The organism is Nocardiopsis metallicus (assembly GCF_014201115.1).
Taxonomy (GTDB): Bacteria; Actinomycetota; Actinomycetes; order Streptosporangiales; family Streptosporangiaceae; genus Nocardiopsis; species Nocardiopsis metallicus.
In genome coordinates, this window is record NZ_JACHDO010000001.1 from 971,669 (window position 1) to 985,442 (window position 13,774).

Annotated in this window: 11 protein-coding genes; 6 read left to right on the forward strand and 5 right to left on the reverse strand. The window is 69.6% G+C overall.

Annotated features, from left to right (window positions below; all coding sequences use genetic code 11):
• Positions 1-167 precede the first annotated feature (167 nt).
• Positions 168-1,691, forward strand: a complete 1,524-nt coding sequence (gene dop, locus HNR07_RS04110; protein WP_344074868.1) for a depupylase/deamidase Dop — start codon at positions 168-170, stop codon at positions 1,689-1,691.
• Between the two features lie 66 nt (positions 1,692-1,757).
• Here the strand turns inward: dop and HNR07_RS04115 are convergent, their stop codons facing one another.
• The 4 genes from HNR07_RS04115 to HNR07_RS04130 form a co-directional block, all read right to left on the reverse strand.
• Positions 1,758-2,417, reverse strand: coding sequence for a DUF4352 domain-containing protein (locus tag HNR07_RS04115; RefSeq protein ID WP_184362119.1), 660 nt, complete (start codon positions 2,415-2,417; stop codon positions 1,758-1,760).
• 253 nt (positions 2,418-2,670) lie between these two features.
• The gene (locus tag HNR07_RS04120; RefSeq protein ID WP_184362122.1) at positions 2,671-3,825 is read right to left on the reverse strand and encodes a S1 family peptidase; all 1,155 of its coding nucleotides are present in this window, start codon (positions 3,823-3,825) and stop codon (positions 2,671-2,673) included.
• A gap of 497 nt (positions 3,826-4,322) precedes the next feature.
• Positions 4,323-5,504, reverse strand: coding sequence for a S1 family peptidase (locus HNR07_RS04125; RefSeq protein ID WP_184362124.1), 1,182 nt, complete (start codon positions 5,502-5,504; stop codon positions 4,323-4,325).
• A 214-nt stretch (positions 5,505-5,718) separates the two neighbouring features.
• Positions 5,719-6,870 (reverse strand): S1 family peptidase, encoded by a 1,152-nt coding sequence (locus tag HNR07_RS04130; protein ID WP_184362127.1) that lies wholly within the window; start codon positions 6,868-6,870, stop codon positions 5,719-5,721.
• Positions 6,871-7,593: 723 nt separating this feature from the next.
• On the opposite strand from HNR07_RS04130, the gene HNR07_RS04135 reads away from it, so the two are divergent.
• The 5 genes from HNR07_RS04135 (at position 7,594) to HNR07_RS04155 (ending at position 12,523) form a co-directional block, all read left to right on the forward strand.
• Positions 7,594-7,794, forward strand: a complete 201-nt coding sequence (locus HNR07_RS04135) for a ubiquitin-like protein Pup (RefSeq protein WP_184362130.1) — start codon at positions 7,594-7,596, stop codon at positions 7,792-7,794.
• Positions 7,795-7,965: 171 nt separating this feature from the next.
• Positions 7,966-8,814, forward strand: coding sequence for a proteasome subunit beta (prcB, locus tag HNR07_RS04140; protein ID WP_184362133.1), 849 nt, complete (start codon positions 7,966-7,968; stop codon positions 8,812-8,814).
• Between the two features lie 84 nt (positions 8,815-8,898).
• Positions 8,899-9,678 (forward strand): proteasome subunit alpha, encoded by a 780-nt coding sequence (gene prcA, locus HNR07_RS04145; RefSeq protein WP_184362137.1) that lies wholly within the window; start codon positions 8,899-8,901, stop codon positions 9,676-9,678.
• A gap of 110 nt (positions 9,679-9,788) precedes the next feature.
• A complete protein-coding gene (gene pafA, locus HNR07_RS04150; protein WP_184362140.1) occupies positions 9,789-11,147 on the forward strand; it encodes a Pup--protein ligase in 1,359 nt (452 codons plus the stop codon).
• Between the two features lie 239 nt (positions 11,148-11,386).
• The gene (locus HNR07_RS04155) at positions 11,387-12,523 is read left to right on the forward strand and encodes an FKBP-type peptidyl-prolyl cis-trans isomerase (RefSeq protein ID WP_184362143.1); all 1,137 of its coding nucleotides are present in this window, start codon (positions 11,387-11,389) and stop codon (positions 12,521-12,523) included.
• A gap of 118 nt (positions 12,524-12,641) precedes the next feature.
• Here the strand turns inward: HNR07_RS04155 and HNR07_RS04160 are convergent, their stop codons facing one another.
• Positions 12,642-13,712, reverse strand: coding sequence for an alkene reductase (locus HNR07_RS04160; protein WP_184362146.1), 1,071 nt, complete (start codon positions 13,710-13,712; stop codon positions 12,642-12,644).
• Positions 13,713-13,774: the final 62 nt, after the last annotated feature.

The following is a 13,774-nucleotide window of genomic DNA, read 5'->3' on the forward strand; positions in this document are numbered from 1 at the left end:
CGGGTTCGCCCCGCCCTGTTTTTTCTTCGTGCGAATCCATCTTCAGTGGCCGTGAGCTGCGAGGACACGGCCGGTGGTGCCCTTTCGAAACGCCCGGGAAGACGGCGCTTAGGCCACAATTGGCGCGGAAGCGTTCAAGACAGGTCCGTGGCGGATAACCTTTCAACATGAGTGTGCGGCGGATTATGGGTATCGAGACCGAATACGGGATCTCCGTGCCGGGAAACCCCGGGGCCAACGCGATGGTCACCTCCACCCAGGTGGTCAACGCCTACCTTGCGGCTTCGGCTGCCCGGGCCAGGAGGGCCCGCTGGGACTTCGAGGAGGAGAACCCGCTGCGGGACGCCCGCGGGTTCGACCTGGCGCGGGAGGTGGCCGACCCCACCCAGCTGACCGACGAGGACCTGGGGCTGGCCAACGTCATCCTCACCAACGGCGCGCGCCTGTACGTGGACCACGCCCACCCCGAGTACTCGGCCCCCGAGGTCACCAACCCGCGGGACGCGGTGCTGTGGGACAAGGCGGGAGAGCGGGTGATGGCCGACGCGGCGGCCCGGGCCGGGGCCACCCCGGGCATCGAACCGATCCAGCTGTACAAGAACAACACCGACAACAAGGGCGCCTCGTACGGCTGCCACGAGAACTACCTGATGAACCGGTCGACGCCCTTCGGCGACATCGTCCGGCACCTGATCCCGTTCTTCGTCTCCCGGCAGGTGGTGTGCGGTTCGGGCAAGGTCGGGATCGGCTCGGACGGCCAGGGCAGCGGCTTCCAGATCTCCCAGCGGGCGGACTTCTTCGAGGTCGAGGTCGGCCTGGAGACCACCCTGAAGCGTCCCATCATCAACACGCGGGACGAACCGCACGCCGACCCGGACCAGTACCGGCGCCTGCACGTCATCATCGGCGACGCCAACATGAGCGAGATCTCCACCTACCTCAAGCTGGGCACCACCGCGCTGGTGCTGTCGATGATCGAGGACGGCTTCCTCAGCACGGACCTGTCCTTGGAGACCCCGGTGGCGGACCTGCGGGAGGTCTCCCACGACCCGGGGCTCACCCACCGGGTCCGGCTGCGCGACGGGCGCCGGATGACGGCGCTGGAACTCCAGGGCGAGTACCTGGACCAGGCCCGCAAGTACGTGGAGGACCGCTTCGGCACCGACGTGGACCCCGACACCGCGGACGTGCTCGACCGCTGGGAGTCGGTGCTGTCCCGGCTGGCCTCGGACCCGATGAGCCTGGCCACCGAGCTGGACTGGGTCGCCAAGCTCAAGGTGCTGGAGGGCTACCGCTCCCGGGACGGCCTGGAGTGGTCCCACCCCCGGCTCCAGCTGGTCGACCTGCAGTACTCCGACGTGCGCGCGGAGAAGGGCATCTACAACCGGCTGGCCGCCCGCGGCCGGATGAAGCGCCTGGTCGAGGAGCCCGAGGTCGTGCGGGCCGTCACCGAACCGCCGGAGGACACCCGCGCCTACTTCCGGGGGCGCTGCCTGGCCAAGTACGCCGACGAGGTGGCGGCCGCCTCCTGGGACTCGGTGATCTTCGACCTGCCGGGTTACGACTCCCTGCAGCGGGTGCCCACCCTGGAGCCCCGCCGGGGCACCAAGGAGCACGTGGGGAACCTGCTGGACGCCTCCGCGACCGCCGCCGACCTGGTCGCGGCCCTGGCCGGTGGCGGCCGGGGCTGATCGGCAGTGACGGCTGGCAAGGTCGGCGCGTCCGGGTAGGCGCGCCGACCTTCCCGCTCACCGCTTTCAGTCCTCCTCGACGGCCAGTTCGGCCCTCCCAGGCCCGCCCCAGACCCCGGTCATCAGGGCGACATCCACCTCCGTGCCCTCCGCCACGTCGAAGGGTACGGACACGGTCACCGTCGCGCCCGGGTTGACGTCGTAGTAGAGGACGTCGTTCTCGTCCAGGACCCGTAGGGCGTCGAGGTCGTAGGCGTACCGGTTGCCGTCGGCGTCCACCAGCTCGCAGCCGTCCACATCCGGGGTCTGCGGTCCGCTGGAGGCGTTGGTCAGCTCAGCCTCCAGCACCACGAACTCCCGGCCCGCTGCCGCTGTGGCATTGGAGTAGGAACCCGAGATGTGGGTGGTGCGCTCCACCCCGGTCAGGGTGATGTCCCAGGTGCCGTCCGAGGCGCTCTCACCCATGGGCGTGGCATTCGGCCACCGGTCGTTCCCGTCCGGGCTCTCGGAGCCGTCCGGTTCCTCGGCTGGCTCGTCAGTGGGGTCGTCGGTGGGTTCAGCCGGGCTCTCCTGTGCCGGATCCGCGGCGTCGAAGTCCTCGAACGCTGACTCGATGCTCTCCCTGAGGTACTGCTGGTGGGAGAACCAGCCCGCACCGAAGCCGAACACCAGCGCCAAGGCCACGGCGACCGCCGAGGCGGCGGCGATCCACACGGTCCTGTCCATGTCCGCTCCCCACGGCAAGTCGTGAGGGCACCCCTCACGGGTGCCTCACTGCCTCACGGCGGAATCCGCCAGGAAGGGGGCGAACGGGCTCGTTCCGCGTCACTCGTTTCAGGGTACGCCTGTTCGTCCAGTTCAGGCAGGGTGCGCTGTCGGTCGGAGCAGGGCAGGGCGCGGTGAGGGCGAGAACGCGGACGTCCCCGCCCGCTGGAGCGGACGGGGACGCCGTTGGTGCTTACCGCGTACTACTGGTGTGTCAGGTGCGCAGGCGCAGGTTCCAGGAGTTGAGCATGGGGTTGACCTCCTGGTAGAAGGTCGTGCCACCGGTGCGGCAGTTACCGGAGCCGCCGGAGGTCACGCCCTGGGCCTGGGTTCCGGAGATGAACGAGCCGCCGGAGTCGCCGGGCTCGGCGCACACGGAGGTCCGAGTCAGGCTGTGGACGGTGCCCTGCGGGTAGCTCACCGTCTGGTTGCGGGCCTGAATGGTGCCGCAGTACCAGCCGGTGGTGGAGCCGGAGCGGCAGACCTGCGAACCGATGGGCGCCGTGCTGGAGCCCGAGACGGTGGCGTAGCCGCCGCTGTTGTAGCGGCTGACCAGGTTGGTCAGGGTGAAGTTGGACGTGCCCCGGACGAAGGCGGCGTCGTTGCCCGGGAAGACGGAGCGCTCGAAGACGCCCCGGCCGTTGCCGATGCTGACCTGGGTCCCCACCCTGCCGCAGTGGCCAGCGGTGACGAAGCCGGGCTGGCCGGAGGCGTTGGTGGCCGCGAAGCCGACCGAGCAGCGTCCGCCCATGGTGTAGGCGAGGCCACCGATGATGTCGGCGTAGAGCTCGGGGGTCTCCGTGGTGGTCTCGATGGTGACCGTCGAGGCGTCCACGCCGGCGTCGGCGATGAGGGCCTCAGCGTCGGCCTCGGCCCCCTCGAGGACCTCCAGCACGACCGTGTCGGAGGTGATCTCGGGGTACCAGCCGACCACACCGGGCTGGTGGGCGGCCTCGTTGAGGTCGTCGATGACGGCTTCGAGCCCGTCCAGGCCGTACGAGACCACATCGGCCTTGGCACCGGTGGCTTCCACGGCCTGGACCGCGGCGGCGTCGGTGACCATGACGGTCAGGTCCAGGGTCTCGGTGTCGAACACCGAACCGCCGTAGGCGTCTCCGGCGGCTTGCGCCGCGGCCTCGTCTGCCTCGAAGGCGGCTTCCTGGGCGGTGAGCAGTTCCTGGGCCTCGGCCGAAGTGAGGTTCAGGTCGCGTTCCAACGCCTCGGCCATGGTGGTCGCGACGTCGGAGTCGGGGGAGGGTGACTGCGGGAGCGGTCCGGAAGCCGCGAGGGCTCCCGGGGCGGCGGCCAGGGCCAGCCCGAAGGCCAGAGCTCCGGTGCCGATTGCGGAGACAACGGGGGAGGGTCGCATTGGTCCCTACTCTCCTAGGGGGATTAGCGGGGGATCGGGGCCGGTTACTGCCGACCCCTGCCGTTTACCGAGACATTCGGTAAACAACGCCTAACCATAGGTGCACGTTTTGGTGAGGGAAAGAGCGCCGGAGAGATGAAGCATTCAATACGGGGTCGGGTCAACCTATGACGGGTTTTTTCTTGGTCGCTGAACGTGGCGACGAGGTCAGCCACCTTGAGTTTGTCGGAGTTGCTCCGTTACCGACCGAATTTGATCTTGGTGCGCAAGGGGGGAAATTTGGCCACATCCGGACAGCGGTACTGAGTACCAAAAGTGACCATCTGGACACACAGGCGTAACTCCAGTGGTCAAACGTCTGCCATGGGCACCCCTGTTGTACGCAAGGCGTCCCCACGTTCGGTACCCGGAATCCGGGTGCGAGGCGGGGACGCGAGGGGGACGCGGGAGGGTGACGAGTCGGTCCCGATGGTGTAGGGGAGCGGCTCGCGCGGACGCTATCCGGTCACCAGGGTCAGCCCCCAGGAGGTGAGCATCGGGTTCAGTCTCTGGAAGAAGGTGGTGCCGCCGGTGGCGCAGTTGCCGGAGCCGCCGGAGATGACGCCCTGGGCCTGGGAACCGGCCACCACGGGCGCCCCGGACTCACCCGGCTCCGCGCACAGGGTGGTCCTGGTCAGTCCGGTGACGGTCCCCGCCGGGTAGCTGACCGTCTGCCCGCGCGCCTCGATCGTGCCGCAGCGCCACCCGTTGACAGGCGCCGAAGCGCACACGGCCGAGCCGATCGGCGCCTCCTGGGAGCCGGTGACGCTGTGGTAGCCCCCTGAACTCCAGAGCTCGATCCAGGGGGTGAGGGTCCATTCCGGGCCCACCCGCACGAAGGCGCCGTCCCAGCCGGGGAACTGCGAGCGCTGGAACACCCCCAGGGCCGCGCCCTCGGAGTCGAGCGCGGTGGCGCCCACCCGACCGCAGTGCCCGGCGGTGATGAAACCGCCCTGGCCGCCGGAGGTGACGGCGGAGAACCCGATGACGCACTGGGCCGACCCCACGCGGAAGGGATGCCCGCCGATGAGCTCGGAGTAGGGCGTCGGGGCGTGGTCGACCTCCACCACGCGCACGGCGTCGGAGTCCGTCCCGGCCTCCTCCAGCAGGGCGTCGGCGGCGGCCGGGGCCAGCGCCTCGACCACGACCAGGCCCCGTTCGGTGTCGGGGTACCAGCCGGTGACGCCCTCGGGCACGGGCACTTTCTCGAGGGCGGCCATGGTCGCGGCCGGGTCCTCGTCGACCACACGGGTGTTCGCCCCGGTCGCCTCGACCGCCGCGACGGCGGCGGGGTCGGAGACCAGGACGGTGAGGCTGAGGGTTTCGGTGTCGAAGAGGGCGTCGACGTAGGCCTGTCCGGCGGCCGAGGCGGCGCTCTCCTGGACCGCCAGGGCCTCTTCCTGGGCTTCCAGGAGCTGTTCGGCCGTGGTGGGGTCCAGCCCGAGGTCGCGGGCCAGTGCCTCGGTCGCGGTGGCGGCGGGGGCGTCCGCCGCGGGTTCGGGGGTCTCGGTGGTGGCGGCCTGGGCAGGGGCGGTGGCACCGGCCAGGGCCAGGCCCAGGACGACGGACAGGGCGCGGCCGTGGCGGATGCGGCTGGGTTCGGGGAATCTTGGGGCGGGGGATACGGGGGAAGGGCGCATGTCCTCTGCTCTCCTGAGAGGGAAACGGGGGCGGAGCAGGTGCTGCGGTCCGCGCGGTGCGCGGCCGCTGTTGGTCCTACCCCGGTGTGGCCGCGTCGTCACCGGCGGTCGTGCGGGGCCCTGGGCGGCTGGGGGACGAGGGCCGGGAAACGAGAACGCCCCCGCCCGCCGGGTGGCGGACGGGGGCGCGGTGTGATGCGGGCCGGCTGGACGCCTAGCTCGTGACGAGGCTGAGGTTCCAGCTGCTCAGCGCCGGACCGACCTCCTGGTAGTACGTGGTACCACCGAAGGTGCAGTTGCCGGAGCCGCCCGAGGTCATGCCCTGGGCCTGGTCGCCAGCGATGAACGAACCGCCGGAGTCGCCGGGCTCGGCGCACACGTTGGTCCGGGTCATGTCGTTGACCGTGCCCTCGGGGTAGCTCACCGACTGGCCGCGGGCCTCGATGGTCCCGCAGTGCCAACCGGTGGTGGAACCCGAACGGCACACGGCCGAGCCGATCGGCGCCTGGCTGGAGCCGCCGACGGTCTGGGTGCCACCGGCGCTGTACATGTTGACCAGGTTGGTGACGGTCCAGTTGGACGTGGCGCGAACGTAGGCGGCGTCGTTGCCCGGGAAGACGGACCGCTCGAACACACCGGAACCGCTGCCGTCCCCGCTCTCGGCGGGGGTGCCGACCGTGCCGCAGTGGCCGGCCGTGACGAATCCGTCGTTGCCCGAGCTGTCGGTGACCGCGAACCCGATGGAGCAGCGACCGCCGCCCATGAAGTACGCGTCGCCGCCGACGATGTCGGCGTACAGCTCGGGCGCCTCGTCGGTCTGCTCCACCTGGACGGTGGAGGCGTTCACACCCGCGGCCTCGATGAGGCTCTCGGCACCGGCGGTGTCGGTGGCCTCGATGACGACCGTGTCGCTGGCGACATCGGGGTACCAGCCCACGACGCCCGGCTGGGTCCCGGCCGCGTCGAGCTCGTCGATGATGGCCGCCAGGCCCTCGGTGCCGTGTGAGACCAGTTCGGCCTCGGCGCCCGCGGCCTCGACGTCGGACACCGCGGCGCTGTCCGTCACCAGGACGGTCAGTTCCAGGGTGTCGGTGTCGAACACGGAGCCGCCGTAGGCGTCTCCGGCGGCCTCGGCCGCCGCCGTGTCGATCCCGTAGGCCTCCTGCTGGGCCTCGAGCAGGGTTTCGGCCTCGAACGGGGTGAGGCCGAAGTCCCTCTCAAGGGCTTCCTGCATGGTGGCCGCCTCGCCCTGCGGTGAGGGCTCGGCGGGAACGGTCACGGCAGAGGCACCGGGGGCGACCGAGAGCGCGAGCCCGAAGGCCAGCGCTCCCGTGCCGATCGCGGAGATAACGGGGGAGGGTCGCATTGATCCCTACTCTCCTTGGGGAATGGGCGGGGGTTGGGGTTCGGAATCCTCTGGGGAGAGGGGTCCGGCCCCGTGGGTCGGGGCCCTCGGACGCGCCAGGGGCCCCTTTGGTTTACCGAGACAGCCGGTAAACGAGGCACCACCATAAGTGCGCAAGTTGGACAGCGAAAGCCCGGGCAAGCCGCAAATTCACTTAGGCGACAAGAGGATCATCCGATGAAAGGCTCTATTGCGGGTCTTACTCTGGGTGACGTGGCGCCTGACCTCCTCGTTCGGTCACGCACTGTATGCGGATCACAAACCCGCGAGTAGGTCAAGGGGTCCAATGTGGCCGGATCCGGACGCTGGTACGTCGTACCATCCGTGATGGAACGGACACGGAGAAGTAATTCGCGTGGTCAGGGTTGTGTGTTGCGCGAAGATCATGTGCGCGATGAGAACAAAGGTTTGGTTTTCGAACAGGTGTGGAAGCCGGGCCCGCGTGCGCCGTCACCAACCGTCGCCGGGGTGCCGGCCGGTATCGCGCGGAACCCGCGCGCATCCCCGAACGCACCCCTGTTCGAGGACACGCCCGAGCCCGATCCGCGTCCGGTGTCACTCCGGGTGCGCGCACTCGGGACGATTTCGAGGTAACTAGCGGGTATCGGGCCTGAGGAACACGGTTGAGCCGGGTGCCGTTGGGCCAAGATAAGGGCGAGAGCCCCGAACGGGAGGTAGCAACATATGGCGAACGACAGCGGCGGCCAGAAGCACTCGTCACGCCGTGACGAGGAGGTCGAGGAGACCGAGGCCTCGGCCGAGGCCCAGGAGCGCAACGAGAAGCTCGACGAGGACGTCGACGACATCCTGGACGAGATCGACGACGTGCTGGAGAGCAACGCCGAGGACTTCGTGCGCCAGTTCGTGCAGAAGGGCGGTCAGTGACCGTCGGGTTCGCTGACAGCGCACCCGGGCACCAGCGGCCCCGGCGCGCACGGGTTTAGGGTCAAACTCATCGGCCGGTGCCATCTCGCCGGCCGTCAGACCACAGACAGACGGACGACAGGCGCCCCACCCGCCCCCGAGACGGGGTGGGGCGCGAGTGGAGGGAGTCGCGTGTTCGAAGGTTTCGAGGGCGGACGGATGTCGGCCGCTTTCATGAGTGCGGGGACCTCGTCCTTCACCGAGTTTCTTCGGGAGGTCAAGCCCGACCTGCTGCCCGGCCAGCACCTGGGTTCGGGTGGGGCGGTCAAGGCCGAGCACCTCACCCCGGACGCGACGACCATCGTCGCCCTGACCTTCCCCGGCGGCGTCCTGCTGGCCGGTGACCGGCGCGCCACCCAGGGCAACGTCATCGCCAACCGGGACATGGACAAGCTCTTCCGCACGGACGAGTTCTCCGCGGTGGCCATCGCCGGTTCAGCCGGGATCGGCATCGAGCTGGCCAAGCTCTACCAGGTCGAGCTCGAACACTACGAGAAGCTGGAGGGGCGCTCGCTGTCCCTCGAGGGTAAGGCGAACAAGCTCGCCCAGATGGTACGCGGCAACCTCGGCATGGCCATGCAGGGCTTCGTCGTGATCCCCCTGCTGGTCGGCTTCGACGAGAACACCGAACAGGGACGGGTGTTCAGCTACGACGCCGTGGGCGGCCGCTACGAGGAGCACCGCTACTACTCCGTCGGTTCCGGCTCGGTCTACGCCAAGGGCTCCATCAAGAAGCTCTACCGCGAGGACCTGGACGAGACCACGGCGATCAGGGTCGCGCTGGAGGCGCTCTACGACGCCGCCGACGACGACTCCGCCACCGGCGGTCCCGACCTGCACCGCAAGATCTTCCCCCTGGTCGACGTCATCACCGAGGACGGCCACCGGCGGATCTCCGCCGACGAGGTCGCCCGCCTGGCCACGGAGGTGGTCGAGGGGCGCGCCGCCGACCCGGACGGTCCCAAGGCCCGATTGGGCTGACACGGCTGAGCTGACACAGCTGAGCCGCGGCGGCCACCGCCCCCCACCCAGACTTCTCCCTACTAGGTAAGGAAACGATCCGCGGTGTCGATGCCGTTCTACGTCGCCCCCGAACAGCAGATGAAGGACAAGGCGGACTACGCGCGCAAGGGCATCGCGCGCGGCCGCAGCGCCGTCGTTCTGCAGTACGAGGGCGGAATCCTGCTGGTGGCGGACAACATGTCCCGCACACTGCACAAGATCAGCGAGCTCTACGACCGCATCGGGTTCGCGGCGGTCGGCCGCTACCCCGAGTTCGAGAACCTACGCCTGATGGGCGTCCGTTTCGCCGACGTACGCGGGTACCAGTTCGACCGCCGCGACGTCAGCGGCCGTCAGCTCGCCAACATCTACGCCCAGACCCTGGGCACCGTCTTCAGTGAGAGCCTCAAGCCCTGGGAGGTCGAGATCGTCGTCGCCGAGGTCGGCGACACCGCGGCCGAGGACGAGATCTACCGCATCACCTTCGACGGGTCCATCGTCGACGAACAGGGCTTCGTCGCGGTGGGCGGCTCCTCGGAGCACGTGTCCAGTCAGCTCAAGGACCGGTTCGCCGCCGACGCCCCGCTCAGCGCGGCGCTGAACGCGGCCACCCACGCCCTGGCCCACGAGAACGGTGAGGAGCGCGAACTGGAGGCCGGCAACCTGGAGGTCGCCATCCTGGAGCGGTCCAGGCAGCACCGGAAGTTCCGCCGCATCCACGGCAGCCGCCTGACCGCCCTCATCGAGGAGGGCAAGCGGGGCACAGCCGCGACCGCCGCCGAGACCGCCGCCGACAGCGGAGAGGGCAACGGAACCGGCGACGCGGACGAGGCCGACAAGTGATCTGAGATCGAAGAGGTGGTGCGGCGCCACACGGGCGCCGCACCGGGGCCGGGCGGGTGTGGGCGACGCGGCCCCGTCGTCCGCACCAGACGGGAAGTTGGTGAGGCCGCGTGGAACGACGGATCTTCGGGCTGGAGAACGAGTACGGGGTCACGTGTACCTTTCGGGGGCAGCGCCGGCTGTCTCCGGACGAGGTCGCCCGGTACCTGTTCCGGAGGGTGGTCTCCTGGGGGCGCAGCAGCAACGTGTTCCTGCGCAACGGCGCCCGCCTGTACCTGGACGTGGGCAGCCACCCCGAGTACGCCACCCCCGAATGCGACAGCCTCGTGGACCTGGTGGCCCACGACAAGGCCGGTGAGCGCATCCTGGAGGGGCTGCAGGTCGACGCCGAGCAGCGCCTGCACGAGGAGGGCATCGCCGGGGACATCTACCTGTTCAAGAACAACACCGACTCGGCGGGCAACTCCTACGGCTGCCACGAGAACTACCTCGTCGGCAGACACGGGGAGTTCGGCCGCCTCGCCGACGTCCTGATCCCCTTCCTGGTCACCCGGCAGATCATCTGCGGAGCCGGAAAGGTGCTGCAGACCCCCCGGGGAGCGCTGTTCTGCGTCAGCCAGCGCGCCGAGCACATCTGGGAGGGCGTCTCCTCCGCGACCACCCGGTCCCGTCCCATCATCAACACCCGCGACGAACCCCACGCCGACGCCGAGCGGTTCCGGCGCCTGCACGTCATCGTGGGCGACTCCAACATGAGCGAGACCACCACCCTCCTCAAGCTGGGCTCGACCGACCTCGTGCTGCGGATGATCGAGGCCGGGGTGGTCATGCGCGACTACACGCTGGAGAACCCCATCCGGGCGATCCGCGAGGTCAGCCACGACATGACCGGCCGCCGCAAGGTGCGCCTGGCCAACGGCCGCGAGGCCAGCGCGCTGGAGATCCAGCGCGAGTACCTGGAGAAGGTGCAGAGCTACGTGGACCGGCACGGGACCGACGCGGTGGGCAAGCGCGTCCTGGACCTGTGGCAGCGCACCCTGGAGGCGGTGGAGACCCAGAACCTGGAGACGGTCCAGCGCGAGATCGACTGGGTCGCCAAGTACATGCTGCTGGAGCGCTACCGGGACAAGCACGACCTGTCGCTGTCCTCGCCCAGGGTGGCCCAGCTCGACCTGACCTACCACGACATCCACCGCGAACGCGGGCTGTTCTACCTGATGCAAAAGCGCGGGCAGATGGACCGGGTGGTGGGGGACCTGAAGATCTTCGAGGCCAAGTCGGTGCCCCCGCAGACCACCCGGGCACGGCTGCGCGGTGAGTTCATCCGCCGCGCCCAGGAGCAGCGGCGCGACTTCACCGTCGACTGGGTACACCTCAAGCTCAACGACCAGGCGCAGCGCACCGTGCTGTGCAAGGACCCGTTCAAGTCCGTGGACGAACGGGTGGAGAAGTTGATCGCCGGGATGTGAGAACCGGGTGTGAATCCGGTGTGAGCGCTGTGTGGGCGCTGTGTGGGCGCACGACCCGTGTGCGCGGGCCCCGTGGGACGGCTGGAGACGGCTCCCCGCGGGGCCCTGACTTTCCGGAAGCTCATGATCTGTGTTCCCATGGGCCGAAAACCGGGATCGTCAGCTCCCAGGGGCTGGCCGCACTCCGACTGTTCGGTAGTGTGACCCTGTCCTGAGCCGGAAATCAGAGGTTGTGACCCATGCACCGACGTGTTGCCGCCCTCGCGGTGCCACTGACCGCCGTTACCTTGGTGGTCTCCAGCTGCGCATCGATCCCGGAGGAGTGGCGTACCCCCGCCTTCCTGCGCATGAACGACGACGCGCTCGACTCTCGGCTGCCCGAGGTCACCGGAGACGTCGGTGAGGAACCCGAGGTCACCTTCCCCGACATCGAGCCGCCGGACGAGGAGATCTCCGGTGTGGTCAGCAAGGGGTCCGGTGAGGACGCGCTGGTCGGCGCGGACGACCTCGTCATCGCCAACGTCGCCCAGTACCAGTGGACGGCGCCCGGTGAGGGTGAGCCGGTCGAGGGCCAGTCCAGCTACGAGAGCGGCGCCCCGGACCTGATCCGCATGGACCAGATGCCCGAGTACATCACCGACACCCTCATCAGCCAGCCCCTGGGCAGCCGCGCGGTCTACGTCTTCCCCGCGCTGAGCTCCGAGGAGATCGCGCAGGCCGAGGCGATGGGCCAGGAGGCGCCCGAGGGCGCCAGCGTCCTGGTGATCGACATGATCGACCGCTTCAGCCAGGGCGCCGTGGTGCCGGGCGAGCAGACCAACGACGGCGGCGGCGACCTGCCCACGGTGACGCAGGACGGCCGCAGCCAGCCCGAGATCGAGATCCCCGACGCGGACGCCCCCGACGAGCTGGAGGTGGTGCCGCTGATCGAGGGCGGCGGCGCCGAGGTCGAGGAGGGCCAGCAGATCATCGTCCAGTACACGGGTGTGCGCTGGGAGGCCGACGAGGACGGCAACCACGAGGTGTTCGACTCCTCGTGGAACCAGGGCGGTATCCCCTTCGACACCACCATCGGTGGCGGGGCGGTCATCCAGGGCTGGGACGAGGGCATCGTCGGCCAGAACGTCGGCGACCGCCTGATGCTCATCGTGCCCGGCGACATGGCCTACGGCGAGTCCGAGGAGGAGGCCATGGGCGCCCCCGCGGGCACACTGGTCTTCGTGGTCGACGTGCTGGGCGCCTTCGACAACGCGCCGCCGCCCGAGCCGGAGGAGTCCGAGGAGGACGCCGAGGATGACGGGGCCGACGAGGAGGCCTCGGAGGGCGACGAGGGCGCGGACGAGGAAGCCGGCGAGTCCGAGGAGGACTCGGAGTAGCGTCCACCCGCCGCATAGTTGAACAGCTGATCGCCCCCGCCGCGCCCGAGCGCGGCGGGGGCGATCGCTGTGCCGGGGGGCCTTCCGCCGTGGCCGCGGCGGGAGCGCTCGGATCAGGTCAGCCGTTGAGCGTCGGGTAGTCGGTGTAGCCCTTGGCGTCGCCGCCGTAGTGGGTGGAGCTGTCGGAGACGTTGTAGGGGCCGCCAGCGGCGATGCGGGCGGGCAGGTCGGGGTTGGCCAGCCACAGCTCGGCCAGGGCGACGGCGTCGGCCAGACCCTCGCGCAGGGCCTCCAGGGCGGTCTCCGGGGAGGATGGGAAGGAGTCGGCGGTGGGGTGCGGGTTGAGCACGATCGGCCCGCTCCAGGCCTCGCGCAGCGCCTTGGTCACCTCGCGGGTGACGATCTCGGAAATGTGCAGGAACGCCAGGCTCTCGGGCAGGGCGCGCGCCAGCTCCAGGTAGAGGGCGAGCGGGTCGCTCTCCACGATGTTGTTGTACGGGTTCCCGGGCGAGATGCGCAGGCCGGTGCGGTCCAGGCCGATGGCCTCGCCCACGGCCGTGACGACCTCGACGGCGAACCGGACGCGGTTGGTCAGCGAACCGCCGTAGGAGTCGGTGCGCACATTGGTGTTGTCGGCCAGGAACTGGTGGACGAGGAAGCCGTTGCCGCCGTGGATCTCGACCCCGTCGAAACCGGCCTCCACGGCGTTGCGGGCGGCGCTGACGTGGTCGGCCACGGTCTGCTCGATGTCGGCCGTGGTCATCTCACGCGGCTCGGGGTGGTCGAGCAGACCTTCCATGGTGAAGAGCTTCTCGCCGGAGGCGATCGGGGAGGGAGCCAGCGGCAGGGCCCCGTCGGGCTGGATGACGGGGTGCCCGATCCGCCCGGTGTGGGTGATCTGGGCCACGATCCGACCGCCCTTGGCGTGCACGGCGTCGGTGACCTTGCGCCAGGCCTTGACCTGCTCGGCCGAGTGCAGGCCGGGGGTGCCCAGGAAGCCCTGGCCGATCACGCTGGGCTGGACGCTCTCGCTGATGATCAGTCCGGCGCTGGCGCGCTGGGCGTAGTACTCGGCGGTCAGGTCGGTGACCAGGCCGTCGGCGGAGCGGGCCCGCGTCATGGGGGCCATCACGAGCCGGTTGGGCAGCTCCAGGCGGCCCAGGGTGGTCTTGGTGAAGAACTCGCTCATCAGTTGGTCCTCAAGTGTGCGGACGACAGGGTCACGGTGGCGTTCTCGGCGCCGGTTCCACC